The sequence below is a fragment of the Marinomonas sp. ATLA20 genome (genome assembly GCF_057180105.1).
The window spans coordinates 1-18,221 of the sequence record NZ_JBXUKU010000016.1; the positions used below are offsets into that span (position 1 = coordinate 1).

Here is an 18,221-nt window from a genome sequence, read left to right on the forward strand (position 1 = left end):
AACTTAAAAGTGGCGTCCCGTAGGGGGTTCGAACCCCTGTTACCGCCGTGAAAGGGCGGTGTCCTAGGCCTCTAGACGAACGGGACACAATCTAGCTTTTATAGAGCTACAACTAATCACTCACTTTCTAGTTTAAGAAAGTGGAGCGGGAAACGAGGCTCGAACTCGCGACCCCAACCTTGGCAAGGTTGTGCTCTACCACTGAGCTATTCCCGCAAAAAACTTCTCACTCAACACATATTTTATGTAGACTATACAGCCAATCGTATGAAAGGATGGCGTCCCGTAGGGGGTTCGAACCCCTGTTACCGCCGTGAAAGGGCGGTGTCCTAGGCCTCTAGACGAACGGGACAACGTTTTAATCTTGCTGTGTGAGCGGGTGCGTATATTACTGTTACCAATCTTAAAATCAACAGTTTTTTTCATTAATTTAAGCAACTTAGAAAAAAGTCGCTTTAGAAATCAATCTGATCGGAGCTATTATGCTAAAGAAACAACTATTTTTATCCCTGTCCCTATCGACGCTTTTATTAGCAGGCTGCTCCACAACGCACTATATAAGCATCACTCCACAAGAAGATGTTAAAGCCGCAACCCTCTCTAATGAGAGAGTCATAGACGTAACCACCAGTACAAACCTAACCAATGCCGTTGGCTCAATTAAAACAGGCCTTAATGAACGAGCTGACATTTTCACAACCAATGACGTCAAACAAAGCGTTAGGGAAAGTGTACTAGAAGGTTTACGCAAAATGGGCTTCACTCCAGATCAAGGCGTAATGCCTGCAGCAGATCTGCAAATCGAAATAACTAAGATGAGCTACACAACTAAAGTAGAAACATTAAAAACAGTGGCCACTTTAGAGTTTGAACTAAAAACAACACTTTCTGCCAAAGGCCAAACCTATAAAGCTAACTATGGATCACAAAAGGTAAATGAGTATGGCACCATGCCTTATCAAAAGGCCATTGAAGATGACATGAATGCGCTTGCTAGCCAAACAGTCAATCGCTTATTGAGCGATCCAAACATCATCGCCCTACTCAAATAAGATTTAGTCAATAAAAAAAGGGTCAAACTTTATAAGTACCAGTGCAGTTTGACTCTTTTTATTCCCTCCGCTATTCCTTCCGTTATACGCTAGCACTTTACATCAACACACCACTGGTTTTATCTAAACAATTTTATTGCTTATAAATTCACTCTCTACCTTGAATGCGCTGAAGTAAGGAGTAAAGTTAGCACTTTACTCCGCCCAGCTTCAGTAAGGATAAAGTGGTGCAAATTCGCAAATCAAACAAACTCGCCAACATATGTTATGAAATCCGTGGTCCAGTCCTAAAAGAAGCCGTTCGCATGGAAGAGGAAGGTCAACGCATACTCAAATTAAATATAGGCAACCCTGCTCCATTTGGGTTTGAAGCGCCTGATGAAATTCTTGTTGATGTGATTCGTAACCTACCAACCTCTCAAGGCTACTGTGAATCCAAGGGTCTTTTTTCTGCCCGTAAAGCTGTTATGCAGAAATACCAAGCCATGGGAATTAAATCTGCCGACGTAAACCACGTATGGATGGGTAACGGTGTTAGTGAACTTATCGTCATGGCTATGCAAGGCCTATTAAACGACGGTGACGAAATATTAATCCCCGCTCCTGACTACCCTCTTTGGACGGCCGCCGCTACATTGGCTGGCGGTTATGTAAAGCACTATTTGTGCGATGAAGGCTCTGGCTGGCAACCTGATATCAACGATATTCGCTCTAAGATTTCAAACAAAACAAAAGCCATTGTCATCATTAACCCAAACAACCCAACGGGTGCGGTTTATGAAAAAGGCATTCTTGAAGCAATTATTGAACTTGCAGAAGAACACAATCTGCTAATTTTCTCTGATGAAATTTACGACAAAATTCTATATGACGAAGCTAAGCACATACCGACAGCCACCCTTACAGAAGGTCGGGCGCCCTGCATTACCTTTGGCGGACTCTCAAAAGTGTATCGAACAGCGGGTTTTCGATCAGGCTGGATGGTGATTACGGGCGATCGAAGCGGTATAAGCGACTATATAGAAGGCTTAGACATTCTTAGCTCAATGCGACTGTGCGCCAACGTACCTGCTCAACACGCTGTACAAACTGCTTTAGGCGGTTACCAGAGCATAAATGAGCTTATTGTCCCTGGTGGTCGCTTCTATGAGCAGCGCAAGGTGGCATGGGAGGCGCTCGACTCTATCCCGGGCGTTCATTGTCACAAACCAGAGGGTGCGTTGTATTTATTCCCGAGGTTAGATCCTAAAATCTACAAAATCAAAAATGATATGGATCTAGTTTTACAATTCCTGCGTGAAGAGAAAGTACTGATAGTTCAAGGCACAGGATTCAACTGGCCAACTCCAGACCATGTCCGATTTGTCTTTCTTCCTCATGTTGAGGAGCTCACACCTGCAATGGATAGATTTGCGGCATTTCTTAGTCGATTAAGAAAGCGCTAATCCTCTCTTGAAATAATCCAATAAAGCCCTACTATGCTCCTTAACAGTCTTTTAAGGAGCATAGTGATGCGTATTATTCTGTTTTTACTGACAAACCTAGCTGTCATGGTGGTAGCGGGTATTGTCTTAAGTCTTTTAGGCGTTAACGGTTACATGACCAGCAACGGTCTAGACTTCACATCACTGCTAATTTTCTGTGGTGTATTTGGTTTTACTGGCAGCTTAATTTCACTTCTTCTTTCAAAATGGATGGCGAAACGTGGATCGGGTGCGGTTGTTATTGAACAGCCTCGCAATCACAAAGAAGTATGGTTACTTGATACTGTCAAAGAGCTTTCCCATAAAGCGGGCATTAAAATGCCAGAAGTGGCGATATTTCCTGCGCATGAAGCCAACGCATTCGCAACGGGCTGGAATAAAAACGATGCACTGGTTGCCGTATCAAGCGGCATGTTAGATCGATTTTCCCCAGATGAAATCAAAGCAGTTCTAGGGCATGAAATTGGACACGTTGCCAATGGCGATATGATCACACTGTCTCTCATTCAAGGCGTGGTAAACACATTCGTAATGTTTTTTGCTCGTATCGCTGCTTACGCCGTCGATCAGTTCCTACGCAAAGACGATAACGAAGGTTCCGTTGGCTGGGGCTATTACATAGCGACATTCGTATTTGAAATTATCTTTGGTATTTTGGCATCCATGATTGTTATGTGGTTCTCTCGTTTCCGTGAGTTCAGAGCAGACGAAGCAGGCGCGAGACTTGCAGGTAAAGGTGCCATGATTGCCGCCCTCGCGAGATTACAGCAAGAACATGAAGAAAGTCGCATGCCTGACTCTATGCTTGCTTTCGGTATTCGTCGTGGAAAAACACCGACGTTGGGCGAACTATTCTCAAGCCACCCCCCTATCGAAGTCCGCATCAAAGCACTTCAAGATCTTTAGTGTCTAGATTTCATGAGCAATAAAAAAACGCCAGCTTATGCTGGCGTTTTCATGAATAATGTCTTCAAAGAAACATTTAGAGTAAGATTTTCACACTATTAAGCATCAAGACTAAAAAGCTTTTTACCTGCTAATAAAGCTGCAGGATGAAGCTGGCTTCCACCTTGAACGATGCAATCGTTCAACATAGTCTTCATACGTCGCGGCCAAAACTTTTTAACATGCCCTGCAATGACATCGGCGACAGCTGAATCATCTCCAGCGCTTATATTATTAACGGCAATCTGATTAATCATTTCGATTAAATGTTCTTCTTCAGTTTGGTGCATATCTTATTCTCACAACAAGAAACCAGTTAGTAATAGCCATATCAGAACCGGCTTATCAAAGTGATAGGTCCTCACCATCACAATAAAAAAGCCGGCCATGATAGACCTATTCATCACTCCTCAACAGAGACTGACAACGTCGCTTCTGAGAGGAATTTTTGTTGGCGATGATGATTTTCCACAAAACCTTTTTGCCACTCAGACGGTTGAGAGACTTTCTCAACCTGCACTGCCGTTACTTTATATTCAGGACAGTTAGTAGCCCAGTCAGAGTTGTTGGTAGTTATCACGTTCGCACCACTACCAGGATGGTGGAAGGTCGTATATACGACACCAGGCTGCATACGATCGCTAATACGAGCGCGAAGCACGGTTTGACCAGCGCGACTACTGATACCAAGCCAATCACCGTCATTAACACCACGTTCTTCCGCATCATGTGGGTGAAGCTCTAAAATATCCTCATCATGCCATGCTTGGTTTTCCGTGCGTCGCGTTTGCGCCCCAACATTATATTGGCTAAGGATACGCCCAGTGGTTAACAACAATGGGAATCGACGATTCGCTCGCTCAGTTGTCGGCACAAATTCGGTAATAGCAAAGTGCCCTTTACCTTCAATCGTTGGAAAGCTATCAACATGCATAATTGGAGAGCCAACAGGAAATTCAGCATTACAAGGCCACTGCAAACTTCCGTGCTTGTCTAACTTGTCATAGTTAACACCAGCAAAACTTGGCGTCAGTGATGCTATTTCATCCATAATTTCAGATGGATGGCTGTAATCCATTGGATAACCCAGCGCATTTGCAAGCTCAACAGTGACTTGCCAGTCTTCTTTACCAGCAATAGGTGGCATCACTTTACGTACGCGGTTAATACGACGCTCGGCGTTCGTAAAAGTACCGTTTTTCTCTAAGAAAGTTGAACCAGGCAAAAGAACATGGGCAAATTTAGCAGTTTCATTCAGAAAGATATCCTGAACAATCAAGCAATCTAAAGCTCTTAGTGCGGCTTCAACATGTTGAGTGTTAGGGTCGGACTGAGCAATATCTTCACCTTGGACATACAAAGCTCGGAACTGCCCAGCAATCGCCGCGTCAAACATGTTTGGGATACGTAAACCAGGCTCATCGTCAAGCTTAACACCCCAAGCCGCTTCAAAACGCCCACGAGCAATCGGATCAGAAACATGCTGGTAACCTGGTAACTCATGAGGGAATGAACCCATATCACAAGAACCTTGCACGTTATTCTGTCCACGTAGTGGGTTAACACCAACACCGTCACGACCAATATTGCCTGTCGCTAATGCTAGGTTGGCAATACCCATTACCATGGTTGAACCTTGACTATGCTCAGTAACGCCCAAACCGTAATAAATGGCTGCATTAGGTGCTTTAGCAAACATGCGAGCAGATTGACGCACTAATTCAGCACTAACGCCTGTAATTTCTTCTACGGCTTCTGGTGCATGGCGAGGATCAGAAATAAATGCTCTCCATTTCGCATAAGCATCAGACTCACAACGTTTCGCAATAAAGTCCGTATCTTCCAAACCTTCGGTAATAACCACATGTGCCATTGCATTGACCATGGCAACGTTAGATCCTGGACGCAAAGGCAAATGCACAGCATCACCTAAGTGTGGGGTTTGCAGCAGGTCAATTTGACGCGGATCAGCCACTATCAAACTTGCACCTTCACGTAAACGGCGACGCATTAGCGAGCCAAATACCGGATGGGCATCCGTTGGGTTAGCACCAATAACCAATACACAATCAGACTTTAGAACTGAGTCAAATGTTTGCGTACCTGCTGATTCGCCAAGAGTCTGCTTCAAACCATAACCGGTTGGACTGTGACAAACACGAGCACAGGTATCCGTATTATTATTTCCGAACGCTGCACGAATAAGTTTTTGTACCAAGTAAGTTTCTTCGTTAGTACAACGAGAAGACGTGATACCACCAATACTTTCACGACCATGCTCAGCCTGGATGCCTTTTAAACGACCGGCTGCGAAGCTCATTGCTTCTTCCCAGCTAACTTCTTTCCAAGGCTGATCGATTGAATCACGAATCATAGGTGTTCTAATACGATCTTTATGTGTCGCGTAGCCAAATGCAAAGCGCCCTTTCACACAAGAGTGACCATGGTTTGCATCGCCACCTTTATCAGGAACCATACGAATTAATTGATCCCCTTTCATCTCTGCACGGAATGAACAACCAACACCGCAATAAGCGCATGTAGTTACAACACTATGTTCAGGCTGCCCTAATTCTATAATAGAATTTTCAGACAAGGTCGCTGTAGGACAAGCCTGTACACAAGCACCACATGACACACAGTCAGATTCCAGAAAGTTTTCATTCTGACCTGCAGCAACTTTTGAGTCAAAACCACGCCCATCAATGGTCAGGGCGAATGTACCTTGAACCTCTTCACAGGCACGTACACAACGAGAACAAACAATGCACTTGCTCGCATCAAAAGTAAAATAAGGGTTTGAGGTATCTTTAGGAGCGTCTAGGTGATTTTCACCGTCAAAACCATAGCGCACTTCTCTAAGGCCTACAGCCCCCGCCATATCCTGTAACTCACAGTCCCCATTAGCAGGGCAAGTTAGACAGTCTAGCGGGTGATCGGAAATATATAACTCCATAATATTACGACGTAGCTTCGCTAACTTATCGTTCTGAGTCGTAACTTTCATACCTTGTTCAGCCGGTGTTGTACATGAAGCCGGCATACCACGACGCCCTTCAATTTGCACAGCACACAATCGGCAAGAACCAAATGCTTCTAAATTATCGGTTGCACACAACTTTGGAATGTTGATGTCAAAAAGTGCAGCGGCGCGCATTACAGATGTACCCTCCGGCACATTGACTTCAACACCATCAATTTCTAGCGTAACAAGCTTCTCACTAAGTGAGGCAGGCGTACCATAATCTTTACTCGGATCAAAATATTGCAACATATCAGACCTCCTCTACATTGTTAGTTGAAACCGCGCTCTTAACAAAGTCTTCTTTAAAAAATTTCATCGCACTTTGTACTGGGAACGGTGTCATGCCACCCATGGCGCATAACGATCCGTCAACCATGGTTTCACACAGATCGGCTAATAGATTTAGATTGCCATCCACGTTTTCACCAGAACGAATACGGTCAATAACTTCAACACCGCGAGTGGAACCGATACGGCAAGGGGTACATTTACCACAAGATTCCGCCACACAAAACTCCATTGAAAATCGAGCTTGCTCACTCATATCAACAGTATCATCAAACATGACCACACCGCCGTGACCAAGAACAGCCTCTTTTTGACTAAACTCTTCATAGCCTAATGACGTATCCCACTGACTTTCATGCAAGTACGCGCCTAATGGGCCGCCCACTTGTACTGCTCGCAATGGACGGCCACTTCGTGTACCGCCACCAAAACCGAACATCAATTCATTAAGTGTAGGACCAAATGCCAATTCTACCAAACCACCAAACTTCACATTACCGGCCACTTGGAAAGGTAAGGTGCCTCGTGAACGGCCAACACCAACATCCGCATAGGCCTTAGCGCCTTTATCCATGATAAATGGGATAGCAGCTAAAGACAGAACATTGTTAACGACTGTGGGCTGACCAAATAAACCAACAATCGCTGGCAATGGTGGTTTCGCTCGTACTAAACCGCGCTTACCTTCAAGACTTTCTAGTAGTGAGGTTTCTTCTCCGCAGATATACGCACCAGCTCCCATGCGCACTTCTAGGTCAAAGTGATTACCACTTCCCAAAATGTTCGCACCTAGTAAATTGTTTTCGTAAGATGTCTTAATCGCTTGATTAAGATTTTCAATTGAAAGCGGATATTCAGAGCGGCAGTAGATATAACCTTGCGCAGCACCAACAGCAAGACCCGCTATAATCATACCTTCAATCAGCATGAATGGATCACACTCCATGACCAAGCGATCCGCAAATGTTCCAGAGTCACCTTCGTCGGCATTACATACGATATATTTTTGATTTTTAGGCGACTCTACATTTAATACTGTTTGCCATTTAATACCTGTAGGGAAAGCTGCACCACCACGACCACGCAGGCCGGACTCTTTCACAGCATCAACGATCTCTTGTGATGACAGCTTGATGGCGTTTTCTAATCCTTTAAAACCATCATTTGCTTGATAGTCGTCTAATGACAGTGGATCAGTGATACCAAGGCGAGAGAATGTGAAGCGCTCTTGGCGTTTTAAATAAGGAATTTCCTCTACCAAACCTAAAGCTAAAGGGTGGTCGACATTACCCTTCCAAAACTCAGCGTCAAACAAAGATTCTATATCAGCTTCTTTTACTGGGCCAAAGCCATATCGACCCTCATCAGTGTCCACCTCAACAAGTGGTTCGATCCAATACAGGCCACGAGTACCGTTGCGACGTATTTCAACATCAAGCTTTTGCTCTTTGGCAACAATATCAACCAAACGAGCGACTCGGTCTGCACCGAGCGCTTTCGCGGTTGTATCAGAAGGAATATGGATACGATAAGTCATCAAAGAATCTCCACTCGCTCAGTTTTAAGGCTATCTACTAACGCATCAAAGCGCTGCGAATCAACTTCTGCGTATACTTCATTGCCAACGCGAACCGAAGGTCCGCAACTGCAATTTCCTAAGCAATAAACAGGCTCTAAGGTAATATTGTTATCCGCTGTAGTTTGATGATATTGCACACCTAAGGAACTCTTTGCATAGGATTCCAATCCACGAGCACCAACGGCCTGACAAGCTTCGGCTCGGCAGATTTCCACAACATGACGTCCTGGCTGTTTAGTTCGAAAATGGTGGTAAAAGCTGATAACACCATGCACTTCCGCACGGCTTAGTTTTAATGCCTTAGCAATTAACGCTACAGCGTCTTCTGGGATATATGAAAAGCGATCCTGAATCGCGTGCAGAAGCGGCAATAATGCTCCTGGCTTTGACTTATACTCATCAATGATTGCTTGCGCGATGGAAGGCTCCCAAGTCACGAATCTCGGCGTAGTCATTATTGTAATTCCTCCTACCACCGCCCTATCTATTGAAAAATCATATTCAGGCGGGAGTGTTACTTTTTATTTTTTAGTATCTATTGATACAGATCATACATTAGCACTTGAATCAAAAACCAATAAATAATGATTTCTGAACAATGCTGTCGTTTATTTACAATCGTAAAAACATCGAAATTTAGACACGTCATCCTACGCCAGTTACAGCGTTGAATGGCGCAGCATCGCATATCCGTCAACCTCTAACTTATCTTATTACGACATTTTCTAATGCCAGATACCCTGCCCGCACTACAAACAAAAAAAAGACAAAGATCGAATCACCCAGAAACCACTTAGGAAGACGAAAACGTCGCGAAAACAACAGCTGTTGACGCTAGCATGCAATATAACAATATACAGCTGGTTTTTAATTACTTGCGTTTCTAAAGCAGCATCTAAGCAGAAACCACGGGCAGCATTCTTTATTTTTAAATAAAAGAATGCACAGACTTAGTCTAAAAACAATAACGGCATCAATATGAAAATCGGAATACCAAAAGAGATTGAAGAAGGCGAATTGAGAGTCGCCATGACCCCGTCCGTTGCTTCCAGAGTGAAGCAATTAGGTTTTAATATCATGATAGAGAGCGGTGCTGGTGTTGCTGCATCCTATTCCGACGAAGCGTACATTGAAGCTGGCGTTGAAGTCGTTCATGATACCAAGCAACTATGGCATGACGCTGACGTCTTGGTAAAAGTCCGCCCTCCCGTCGAGCACCCAGAACTTGGTTTTTATGGTATTGAGCTGTTAGGCAAGGACCAAACCCTAATTAGCCTTATACATCCCGCTCAAAATGCAACCAAACTTCAACAACTATCTGAACGCGGAACAAATGTTGTTGCGCTCGATGCAGTACCTCGCATTTCTCGAGCTCAAAAAATGGATGTACTCAGCTCCATGGCAAACATTGCAGGCTATCGTGCCGTTGTGGAGGCCGCCCAACATTTTGGACGTTTTTTCACAGGCCAAATAACGGCAGCAGGTAAAGTACCACCAGCTAAAGTATTAGTTATAGGCGCAGGCGTTGCTGGTCTAGCAGCCATTGGTGCTGCTAAGAGCATGGGAGCGATTGTTCGTGCATTCGATACTCGCCCTGAAGTAAAAGAGCAAGTTGAGAGTATGAATGCAGAATTCTTACTTTTGGACTTCTCTGATGAAGATGGCACAGGTGAAGGCGGTTACGCCAAAACCATGAGCGCCGAATTCATAGCCGCTGAAATGGCGCTATTTGCTGAGCAAGCCAAAGATGTCGATATTATCATTACGACTGCATTAATTCCCGGTAAGACAGCCCCAGAACTTATTACGGAAGAAATGGTCCGCTCAATGAAGCCAGGCAGTGTCATTGTCGATCTTGCGGCTGAAACAGGTGGTAACTGTCGTTTGACTCAAGCCAACAAGGTTATTAAGGCTCACGACGTTTCTATCATCGGCTACACCAATTTGCCTAGCCGCATGGCTGCCCAATCTAGCCAATTATTTGCGACAAATATTTTCCACTTGCTAACTGAGTTATGCCCAGAAAAAGACGGTCAAATCGTACTTAATATGGAAGACGAAGTAATTCGTGGTGCCACGGTTGTTAAGCAAGGAAAGATTACATGGCCACCACCAGCACCTCGTATTTCAGCGGCACCAAAAATGGATGTCAGCGAACAACTACCAAAAGAAACTAAACAACCTGCAGCGAAAGAAAAAAAGCCCAGTGCGTTTGGCTTCCTCGTTCCTGTTGTTATTACTGGGGCGTTACTTCTCGGTTTAGGTTCGATTGCCCCTGCTGAATTCATGGGTCATTTAACTGTTTTTGTCTTATCTTGTTTTGTTGGCTATATGGTTGTTTGGGGTGTCAGTCACTCTCTACATACACCACTGATGAGTGTAACCAATGCCATTAGTAGTATTATTGTTATTGGTGCGATAACGCAAGTATCCAGCCAAAGCACTACCGTTTCCATTCTCGCGACACTGGCAATATTCATCACCAGTATCAATATTGTGGGTGGCTTTGCCGTCACTCATCGCATGCTTAAAATGTTTCGTAAATAGGAGATATACAATGGACTTCGGAGTAATGACTGCCTCCTATATTGGAGCAAGTGCTTTGTTTATCATGGCCTTAGGCGGATTAAGCCACCAAGAAAGTGCGAGACGAGGCAACATCTATGGAATGCTTGGAATGGCACTTGCTATTGCCGTTACCATTGCAGGAGCCGTAACTGATAATTACCAACTATTGTTACTAGGTATGATACCTGGCAGCTTAATCGGGTGGATTCTTGCAAAGCGCGTTGGAATGACTCAAATGCCGGAGCTCGTAGCCGTATTGCACAGCCTTGTCGGTTTAGCTGCCGTATTTGTAGGGTTTGCAAACGCTTTAGGTCATGGCGAGTACGACTCACTGGTTGCTCAACGCATTCATGACGTTGAAACAGCATTGGGCATATTTATTGGCGCTGTAACCTTCACTGGATCACTGGTTGCTTACCTGAAATTAAGCGGCAAAGTGTCAGGCAAGCCTCTTCGTTTACCTGCGCGCCACCTCATCAACTTGATAATATGTATTGTTGAAGTATACTTAGTAGTGCAGTTTGCCCAAGTGGGTGCTGCAGAAGGCATGAATTATTTAGCCATTATCACCGTACTTGCTTTGCTGTTTGGTGCGCATTTAGTCATCGCGATTGGCGGCGCAGATATGCCTGTTGTTGTTTCTATGCTTAACAGCTATTCAGGATGGGCGGCAGCAGCGATGGGCTTCATGCTAGGTAACGATCTACTTATCGTAGTTGGTGCACTAGTCGGTAGCAGTGGCGCTATTTTAAGCTACATCATGTGTAAAGCAATGAATCGCAAGTTTCTTCACGTCATCCTTGGTGGTATCGGCGGCGGAAAGCCAACTAGTGCGCCAGCTAATGCTTCTACAGAAGTTCAAGGTAACATTATCGAAATTCAAGTAGAAGAAGCAGCTCAAGCTCTAGCTGATGCAAAAGAAGTGATGATCTTGCCTGGTTACGGTATGGCCGTTGCTCAAGCTCAACACACGGTTTATGAAATTACAAAGAAACTCAGAGAGCAAGGTGTAAATGTTCGTTTTGGCATTCACCCTGTTGCTGGCCGCATGCCAGGACATATGAACGTCCTCTTAGCTGAAGCAAAAGTTCCTTATGATATCGTTTATGAAATGGATGAAATAAACGACGATTTCAAAAACATTGACGTGTCTATCGTGATTGGAGCCAATGATATCGTTAACCCAGCAGCCAATGAAGAACCGGACAGCCCTATTGCAGGAATGCCTGTATTAGAGCCTTGGCACGGAAAACAAACGATCGTACTTAAGCGCGGTATGAGTCGAGGTTATGCTGGAGTTGAAAACCCACTATTCTTCAAAGACAACACTCGAATGCTATTTGGTGACGCCAAGCAAAGTTTGGATGCTCTGTTAAAACACTTATCTTAATGAACAGCGCTTTTATTTCTCCCCGTTAAAAAAAACGCCAGCATATGCTGGCGTTTTTTTATGAGGCGAAACACTTACTTTGTTTTATTACGAATCGTTTCTAGAATAAAAGCCATGAGCGGTATACCAGCTTCTTTGGATACATCCAAAAAACGAATGCCATAAACGTAGAAATACTCAACTCCCATACGACTTAAGAAATCATTATCAACCAAAGTCGCCTGAACTTGCTCGAGCATTTGGATTTCTTGAGACCTAATTTCACAGTCCAGTTTAAGAATATGACTATAAGGCCCAATCTTGACATTACAAACCAAACGCATCGTTTGATTTACTGAACCGAAATCTTCTTTAGAGATCAATTTAGCCCCCCCAAGACTAAGATCGATAACAATCGCTGAGGAAAACATACTAATTGAGGTTGGCGACACATTTGGATCTATACTACAAATAAGGCGCGTCTCTACACGCCCAGCCTGCCTAACTTCAGAGGTTTCCACGTAGCTTGGGTAAGCAATATGCAGATGGGCTGAGGGTTCCATATAACTTTTGGCAATCTTACTTGAAAACGCACAAACATGCGTACTCAACATCAAGCGGACATTTACCACCTGACTTTCTCTAACAAGTATGTTGCTTCCATTTAATTTTGGGCAAGAAACAATTAATGAGTGTTTTGGAATATTACCTAGGACTTTTACCATGAAACGTCCAGGTGGAGAAATAAACTCAACCTGTACATTCGTACCTATTGGAACATCAAGATCACCTAGATCAACCTGCATTACTCCAGCCATGCAACTACCTTAGTTATTATTTATTTTCTACTGAAAAACCAACGGCACTCAAAAGGTTACAAGCATCGTTATTATGAGCATGAATTATACATGTATTTAATTCATCCCTTTCTACGTAATGCTTTCGCAACCAATCAAAGATATTTTTTTCTTTATTCTCACGGTATTTATAGCGCAATCTAGCGTCATCTCTTGCTACATCATAGATAGCCTGCACACTTCGGGCCAGCATTTCTTCCAGAGGGGCGGAACTGTTGATATTAACCGATGAAAACCATCCAGCACCAATAGCATCATGCTTCGTCACAACATCAGAATTTAACTGCAGAAACTCACACAGAGCCTGATACACCATCCACGTGCCTTTTTCACGACCTTGCTTGCTATAACCAGCAATGTGCGGCGTAGCAATATCAGCAATAGAAGCCAACTCTTGATTAAGGGCTGGCTCACCATCCCAAACATCAAGCACTAAATGAATATCACCATCCAATTGTCTATGGCGTTCAAGCAATGCATTTTCTTCAATAACACCACCACGGCCAGCTGAAATAATAGCAACACCCGATCGCAAACGAGCCAACTTTTCTCTTCCAATCATCCCTTTTGTTGGGAAAGCCCCCAAATGAGTTAAGGGCGCATGAAGAGAAATCACATCACAAGAGAGAATCTCATCCAAAGAAACAAAGTTAGCAACATCATTTTCTAATTTAAAAGGGTCATAAACACATACCTGACAACCCATATTGGCAAAGCGTTCATAAACAGTTTTGCCAACATTACCATAGCCAACAATGCCAATTTTTTTACCTAACCAGCTGATTTTTTTTGTCATATAAAGGTGGCTCAAGCCACTAAAGACATAATCAGCAACTGCGTCTGCATTGCAACCAGGCGCACTACTAAAAGCAATATTTGATTTGGCCAGGTAATCCAAATCAATATGATCTACACCAATTGTAGCGCTGCCGACAAAACGAACTGAACTCCCTTCAAGCAGTTCTCTGGTTACCTTTGTAACCGAACGAACTAAAAGCACATCGGCAACCTTCACCTGCTCATGAGTTAAAGTTCGACCATTTACTAACTCAACGCTACCCAAATGTGAAAACAAGGCTTTCGCATTTGGCATATTCTCATCTGCAATTATCTTCATACTGTCGCTTTAAAAACTCATTTAATTCTTGGTTAGGAAGTCGCTGCACCAATAAATATTTAGAAAAGATCTCAGCCCTTTTGGGTAAACCGGAAGCAATATACTTAGCGACCTGAGACATAACGGCCTGCTCAAAATGCTTGGCGTCGTAATCTGGCATAGACAAATTATCCACACTGACACGAAAAGGTAATCCTGCCACCCAATGAAAAATACATTCGATTGCCTGAGGCTTGACTTCAACCCTTTCAAACTCTTTTTGTGTTTTCAGGTTACGAGAATCTGATTCATACCAATAGCCATAATCTTCTAGTAATCGCCTATCATGTCCAGCAATACACCAATGACTTACTTCATGCAGCGCACTTGAAGGATAATCAAAACGAAAATACACAGTCGCCGAACTATTTGGTTCAGCTGGCAGATAAAAAGGCTCATCTGCACCACCAATGAGGCGGGTGTTAAAACTTGAAAGGAAACAGGCGCTGAAGGCTTCCACAAGCTGAATTGCACTTGCCAACGGTAGACCTCATAAAAATAAGAAATTATTACATAAGAAACAAACATGCGCTACGCAAAGAAGCAAGCTCCACGTAACGCTCTTTATTTAACTCTATATTGGGCGTCTTTTAACTATACGAGTGTTAATACCCAAAAATCACTAATGAATTATCCACGATAATAACGGGACGGTACAAACGGCATTGCCGCTTGTTTCAATGGAATACTCTTACCTCTCACACTGGCGAACAAAGGCTCAGCAGCATCTAGAGCCTGAGTTGAGACATAAGCCATTACAATAGGTTGAGCAAGACTTGGCGAAAAGCCACCGCTGGTTACAGAACCTTTTACTTCTCCAGAAGCATCAACGATTTCGACACCTTCACGAACAGGCGCTCGACCATCAACCAAAAAACCAACACGTTTTCTTGTAGGTTTGTTCGCAAATTGTGGCAATATAACATCAGCACCTGTGAAGCCACCTACACGCTCACCTTCTAAACGACGAACTTTTTGGATTGCCCAATTCAGAGACGCTTCAATTGGTGTGGTTGTCGTGTCAATATCATGACCATACAAGCACAAACCAGCCTCAAGACGCAAAGAGTCTCGTGCCCCCAGACCAATCCACTCCACCTCATCAAATGCCAATAAAGCATTAGCAAAGACTTCAGCTTTGTCATTTGGCACAGAAACCTCATAACCGTCTTCACCTGTATAGCCAGAACAACTAACCCATAGCTCAACGCCCTGCCATTCAAGCTTTAAGCTTTGCATGAATGTCATATTGGAAGCACCTGGAACCATCCGAGCAAACACTTCACGTGCTTTTGGCCCTTGAATAGCAAGTAATGAACGATCTTCTATAACGTCAACATCACAATCAACTAAAGTAGCCCTTAAGTAGGCGAAATCTTGATCCTTACAGCCAGCATTAACAACCATAAATATTTCATCGCCCCAATTAGCGAACATTAAGTCGTCCGTAATACCACCACTATCAGTGGTAAACATACCGTAACGCTGTGTACCTTCCGCCAAACCAAGCACATCAACAGGTAAAATGGCTTCAAGCGCAGCTTTTACATTTTTACCTCGAAGTATTACCTGCCCCATGTGCGACACATCAAACAGCCCCGCATTTTCACGAGCCCATAAATGCTCCTTCATGACACCCAATGGATATTGAACAGGCATCTCATAACCAGCAAATTCAACCATTCTAGCGCCAGAAGCGACATGTAGATCACATAGTGCAGTACGTTTCATAACGAAAACCTTTAATTAAAGTAGTAATAGTGTCTGTTTCCAATCGGAAACAGAGTATCCAAATTCAGTCGACCTTGACAAGCCCTAAGCAGCATTTATTCATACAAATTCCAACCCAATCCTCATATTTTAGACGGAAATTTTTAAACGAACGGTCAAACATATTAATAAACAAACTTCAAAATTCCATTCCAATTAGTGTTTCCAATTGGAAACTTTTTCATTATCATAGGTGAAAATGACGTAAACCGAACAATGACTGACGCTCCTAGAAAGATGATCTTTTTTCATCATCATAGACTGCCTTAGTGTTATTATACGCACGACTCATTGTCTTTTTGGCATACATGTTTATTTAAGAGGAATTTCCCCATGGCGAATACCGAAGCTTTTTTCAGCCAAACTTTAGCTGAGCGAGATCAAGAACTTTTTGCGACAATCGTTGAAGAGCAAGAACGCCAAGAAACTGGCATTGAATTGATTGCTTCTGAAAACATCACTTCAAAAGCCGTTTTAGAAGCCCAAGGCTCTGTACTAACCAACAAATATGCAGAAGGTTACCCACATCGTCGCTACTACGGTGGCTGTGAAGCAGTTGACGTAACGGAACAGCTTGCCATTGACCGTGCTAAAAAACTTTTCAACTGTGAGTTTGTAAACGTTCAGCCTCATTCTGGCGCACAAGCTAACGGTGCTGTAATGCTAGCACTGCTTCAGCCTGGCGACACTATCATGGGTATGTCATTGTCTTCTGGTGGTCACTTAACTCACGGCGCTGCACCAGCTCAATCTGGTAAATGGTTTAACGCTGTTCAGTACGAAGTTAGCCCAGAAACATTATTGATTGATTACGATGCTATCGAAGCGCAAGCACTAGAGTGCAAGCCAAAGATGATTATCGCGGGTGGTTCTGCCATTCCACGTCAAATCGACTTCAAGCGCTTCCGTGAAATTGCAGACAAAGTTGGTGCTTACCTTTTCGTCGACATGGCTCACATTGCTGGACTTGTTGCGACTGGTGTTCACCCATCTCCACTTCCACATGCACACGTTGTTACCACAACAACACACAAAACACTTCGCGGCCCACGTGGTGGCATGATTCTTTCCAATGATCTAGATCTTGGTAAAAAAATCAACTCTGCGGTATTCCCTGGGTACCAAGGTGGTCCATTGATGCACGTTATTGCTGGTAAAGCAGTCGCTTTCGGCGAAGCATTGAAACCAGAGTTTACTGATTACATTAAACAAGTCGTTGCTAACGCTAAAGCACTTGCAGAAGTAATGGTTGAACGTGGTTGTGACATCGTTACTGGTGGTACTGATACGCATCTAATGCTAGTTGACCTTCGTCCTAAAGGACTTAAAGGTAACGCAGCCGATGCCGCTCTTGAACGCGCTGGTATCACATGTAACAAAAACGGCATTCCGTTCGACACAGAAAAACCAATGGTGACTTCTGGTATCCGTCTAGGTACTCCAGCAGCAACATCTCGTGGTTTTGGTATTGAAGAGTTCCAAAAAGTAGGTCATCTTATCAGTGACGTACTTGACGGTTTAGTTGAGATGCCAGAAGGCAATCCAGAAGTTGAAGCTCGCGTACTTGCAGAAGTTAAAGAGCTTTGTAAACGTTTCCCACTTTACCGCTAAGATCACGTACCCAAGGGGTAACCCTCCTTGGGTATTTTTTTAAAGAGGCATAAATACTATGAGCACTATCCCAGAAAACCTAAAGTACGCTGACTCCCATGAATGGGTGTTAGATAACGGCGATGGAACAGTTACTGTTGGCATTACCGATCACGCACAAGACCTACTAGGCGATGTAGTTTACGTTGAACTACCTGAAGTTGGCGCCGACGTAACTGCTACAGAGCAATTCTCTTTAGTTGAGTCTGTGAAAGCCGCTTCCGATATTTATGCCCCTGTTAATGGCGAAGTAATTGAAGTTAACGAAGCTCTAAATGACTCACCAGAGCTTATCAATGAAGCACCTTTTAAAGATGCATGGATTGCTAAAATCAAGCTCAGCGACCCTGCTGACCTTGACAAATTACTTGATGCTGCAGGCTATTCAGCCACAATCGAATAGCCTCAAATCTAGGCTCTCCCTCTATCCGTATTGAGAGCCTAACTCCTCGATCTAATCTTAATAGGTAATTAAACC

The 18,221-nt window shown here is 43.7% G+C and carries 15 protein-coding genes and 3 tRNA genes; 7 read left to right on the forward strand and 11 right to left on the reverse strand.

Annotation, left to right across the window (positions count from 1 at the left end; all coding sequences use genetic code 11):
• Positions 1–10: 10 nt before the first annotated feature.
• The 3 genes from AC2A4J_RS18590 to AC2A4J_RS18600 form a co-directional block, all read right to left on the reverse strand.
• A tRNA-Glu gene (locus AC2A4J_RS18590) sits at positions 11–86 on the reverse strand.
• A 55-nt stretch (positions 87–141) separates the two neighbouring features.
• Positions 142–216, reverse strand: a tRNA-Gly gene (locus tag AC2A4J_RS18595).
• Between the two features lie 60 nt (positions 217–276).
• Positions 277–352: transfer RNA gene (locus AC2A4J_RS18600), tRNA-Glu, on the reverse strand.
• Positions 353–482: 130 nt separating this feature from the next.
• Here AC2A4J_RS18600 and AC2A4J_RS18605 point away from each other — a divergent pair.
• The 3 genes from AC2A4J_RS18605 (at position 483) to htpX (ending at position 3,442) form a co-directional block, all read left to right on the forward strand.
• A complete protein-coding gene (locus AC2A4J_RS18605; protein WP_484177043.1) occupies positions 483–1,052 on the forward strand; it encodes a YajG family lipoprotein in 570 nt (189 codons plus the stop codon).
• Between the two features lie 227 nt (positions 1,053–1,279).
• The gene (locus tag AC2A4J_RS18610) at positions 1,280–2,497 is read left to right on the forward strand and encodes a pyridoxal phosphate-dependent aminotransferase (protein ID WP_484177044.1); all 1,218 of its coding nucleotides are present in this window, start codon (positions 1,280–1,282) and stop codon (positions 2,495–2,497) included.
• A gap of 63 nt (positions 2,498–2,560) precedes the next feature.
• Positions 2,561–3,442 (forward strand): protease HtpX, encoded by an 882-nt coding sequence (htpX, locus tag AC2A4J_RS18615; protein ID WP_255824641.1) that lies wholly within the window; start codon positions 2,561–2,563, stop codon positions 3,440–3,442.
• A 98-nt stretch (positions 3,443–3,540) separates the two neighbouring features.
• On the opposite strand, the gene AC2A4J_RS18620 is transcribed toward htpX, so the two are convergent.
• The 4 genes from AC2A4J_RS18620 to AC2A4J_RS18635 form a co-directional block, all read right to left on the reverse strand.
• Entirely contained in the window at positions 3,541–3,771 is a 231-nt protein-coding gene (locus AC2A4J_RS18620) for a formate dehydrogenase subunit delta (protein ID WP_484177045.1), read from the reverse strand.
• A gap of 113 nt (positions 3,772–3,884) precedes the next feature.
• Positions 3,885–6,755 (reverse strand): formate dehydrogenase subunit alpha, encoded by a 2,871-nt coding sequence (fdhF, locus tag AC2A4J_RS18625; RefSeq protein ID WP_484177046.1) that lies wholly within the window; start codon positions 6,753–6,755, stop codon positions 3,885–3,887.
• A gap of 1 nt (position 6,756) precedes the next feature.
• The gene (locus AC2A4J_RS18630; protein ID WP_484177047.1) at positions 6,757–8,331 is read right to left on the reverse strand and encodes a formate dehydrogenase beta subunit; all 1,575 of its coding nucleotides are present in this window, start codon (positions 8,329–8,331) and stop codon (positions 6,757–6,759) included.
• A complete protein-coding gene (locus AC2A4J_RS18635) occupies positions 8,331–8,828 on the reverse strand; it encodes a formate dehydrogenase subunit gamma (RefSeq protein WP_255824647.1) in 498 nt (165 codons plus the stop codon). Before AC2A4J_RS18635 ends, AC2A4J_RS18630 begins: the two co-directional genes overlap by 1 nt.
• Positions 8,829–9,351: 523 nt before the next feature.
• On the opposite strand from AC2A4J_RS18635, the gene AC2A4J_RS18640 reads away from it, so the two are divergent.
• The gene (locus AC2A4J_RS18640) at positions 9,352–10,920 is read left to right on the forward strand and encodes a Re/Si-specific NAD(P)(+) transhydrogenase subunit alpha (protein WP_255824649.1); all 1,569 of its coding nucleotides are present in this window, start codon (positions 9,352–9,354) and stop codon (positions 10,918–10,920) included.
• A gap of 10 nt (positions 10,921–10,930) precedes the next feature.
• On the forward strand, positions 10,931–12,331 hold the full coding sequence (locus AC2A4J_RS18645) for an NAD(P)(+) transhydrogenase (Re/Si-specific) subunit beta (protein WP_484177048.1): 1,401 nt from the start codon (positions 10,931–10,933) through the stop codon (positions 12,329–12,331).
• 74 nt (positions 12,332–12,405) lie between these two features.
• Here the strand turns inward: AC2A4J_RS18645 and AC2A4J_RS18650 are convergent, their stop codons facing one another.
• From AC2A4J_RS18650 to gcvT, 4 genes are all read right to left on the reverse strand, one after another.
• On the reverse strand, positions 12,406–13,128 hold the full coding sequence (locus AC2A4J_RS18650) for a flagellar brake protein (protein ID WP_484177049.1): 723 nt from the start codon (positions 13,126–13,128) through the stop codon (positions 12,406–12,408).
• Positions 13,129–13,144: 16 nt separating this feature from the next.
• On the reverse strand, positions 13,145–14,284 hold the full coding sequence (locus AC2A4J_RS18655; RefSeq protein ID WP_484177050.1) for a 4-phosphoerythronate dehydrogenase: 1,140 nt from the start codon (positions 14,282–14,284) through the stop codon (positions 13,145–13,147).
• Positions 14,265–14,804 (reverse strand): elongation factor P hydroxylase, encoded by a 540-nt coding sequence (locus AC2A4J_RS18660; RefSeq protein WP_484177051.1) that lies wholly within the window; start codon positions 14,802–14,804, stop codon positions 14,265–14,267. The genes AC2A4J_RS18655 and AC2A4J_RS18660 overlap by 20 nt, the downstream gene beginning before the upstream one ends.
• Before the next feature lie 149 nt (positions 14,805–14,953).
• Positions 14,954–16,054 (reverse strand): glycine cleavage system aminomethyltransferase GcvT, encoded by a 1,101-nt coding sequence (gene gcvT, locus AC2A4J_RS18665; RefSeq protein WP_484177052.1) that lies wholly within the window; start codon positions 16,052–16,054, stop codon positions 14,954–14,956.
• A gap of 372 nt (positions 16,055–16,426) precedes the next feature.
• On the opposite strand from gcvT, the gene glyA reads away from it, so the two are divergent.
• Both glyA and gcvH read left to right on the forward strand, forming a co-directional pair.
• Positions 16,427–17,704, forward strand: a complete 1,278-nt coding sequence (gene glyA, locus AC2A4J_RS18670) for a serine hydroxymethyltransferase (protein ID WP_255824660.1) — start codon at positions 16,427–16,429, stop codon at positions 17,702–17,704.
• A gap of 58 nt (positions 17,705–17,762) precedes the next feature.
• Positions 17,763–18,146 carry a glycine cleavage system protein GcvH gene (gene gcvH, locus AC2A4J_RS18675; RefSeq protein WP_114412507.1) on the forward strand — a complete coding sequence of 128 codons (384 nt, stop codon included), beginning with the start codon at positions 17,763–17,765 and terminating at the stop codon, positions 18,144–18,146.
• The last annotated feature ends 75 nt before the right edge of the window (positions 18,147–18,221 follow it).

Coding starts and splice junctions, on each gene's coding strand:
- AC2A4J_RS18620 (WP_484177045.1), bottom strand. CDS start 3,771: ATGCACCAAACTGAAGAAGAACATTTAATCGAAATGATTAATCAGATT.
- glyA (WP_255824660.1), top strand. CDS start 16,427: ATGGCGAATACCGAAGCTTTTTTCAGCCAAACTTTAGCTGAGCGAGAT.
- AC2A4J_RS18630 (WP_484177047.1), bottom strand. CDS start 8,331: ATGACTTATCGTATCCATATTCCTTCTGATACAACCGCGAAAGCGCTC.
- fdhF (WP_484177046.1), bottom strand. CDS start 6,755: ATGTTGCAATATTTTGATCCGAGTAAAGATTATGGTACGCCTGCCTCA.
- AC2A4J_RS18650 (WP_484177049.1), bottom strand. CDS start 13,128: ATGGCTGGAGTAATGCAGGTTGATCTAGGTGATCTTGATGTTCCAATA.
- AC2A4J_RS18635 (WP_255824647.1), bottom strand. CDS start 8,828: ATGACTACGCCGAGATTCGTGACTTGGGAGCCTTCCATCGCGCAAGCA.
- AC2A4J_RS18655 (WP_484177050.1), bottom strand. CDS start 14,284: ATGAAGATAATTGCAGATGAGAATATGCCAAATGCGAAAGCCTTGTTT.
- AC2A4J_RS18640 (WP_255824649.1), top strand. CDS start 9,352: ATGAAAATCGGAATACCAAAAGAGATTGAAGAAGGCGAATTGAGAGTC.
- gcvT (WP_484177052.1), bottom strand. CDS start 16,054: ATGAAACGTACTGCACTATGTGATCTACATGTCGCTTCTGGCGCTAGA.
- AC2A4J_RS18645 (WP_484177048.1), top strand. CDS start 10,931: ATGGACTTCGGAGTAATGACTGCCTCCTATATTGGAGCAAGTGCTTTG.
- AC2A4J_RS18605 (WP_484177043.1), top strand. CDS start 483: ATGCTAAAGAAACAACTATTTTTATCCCTGTCCCTATCGACGCTTTTA.
- gcvH (WP_114412507.1), top strand. CDS start 17,763: ATGAGCACTATCCCAGAAAACCTAAAGTACGCTGACTCCCATGAATGG.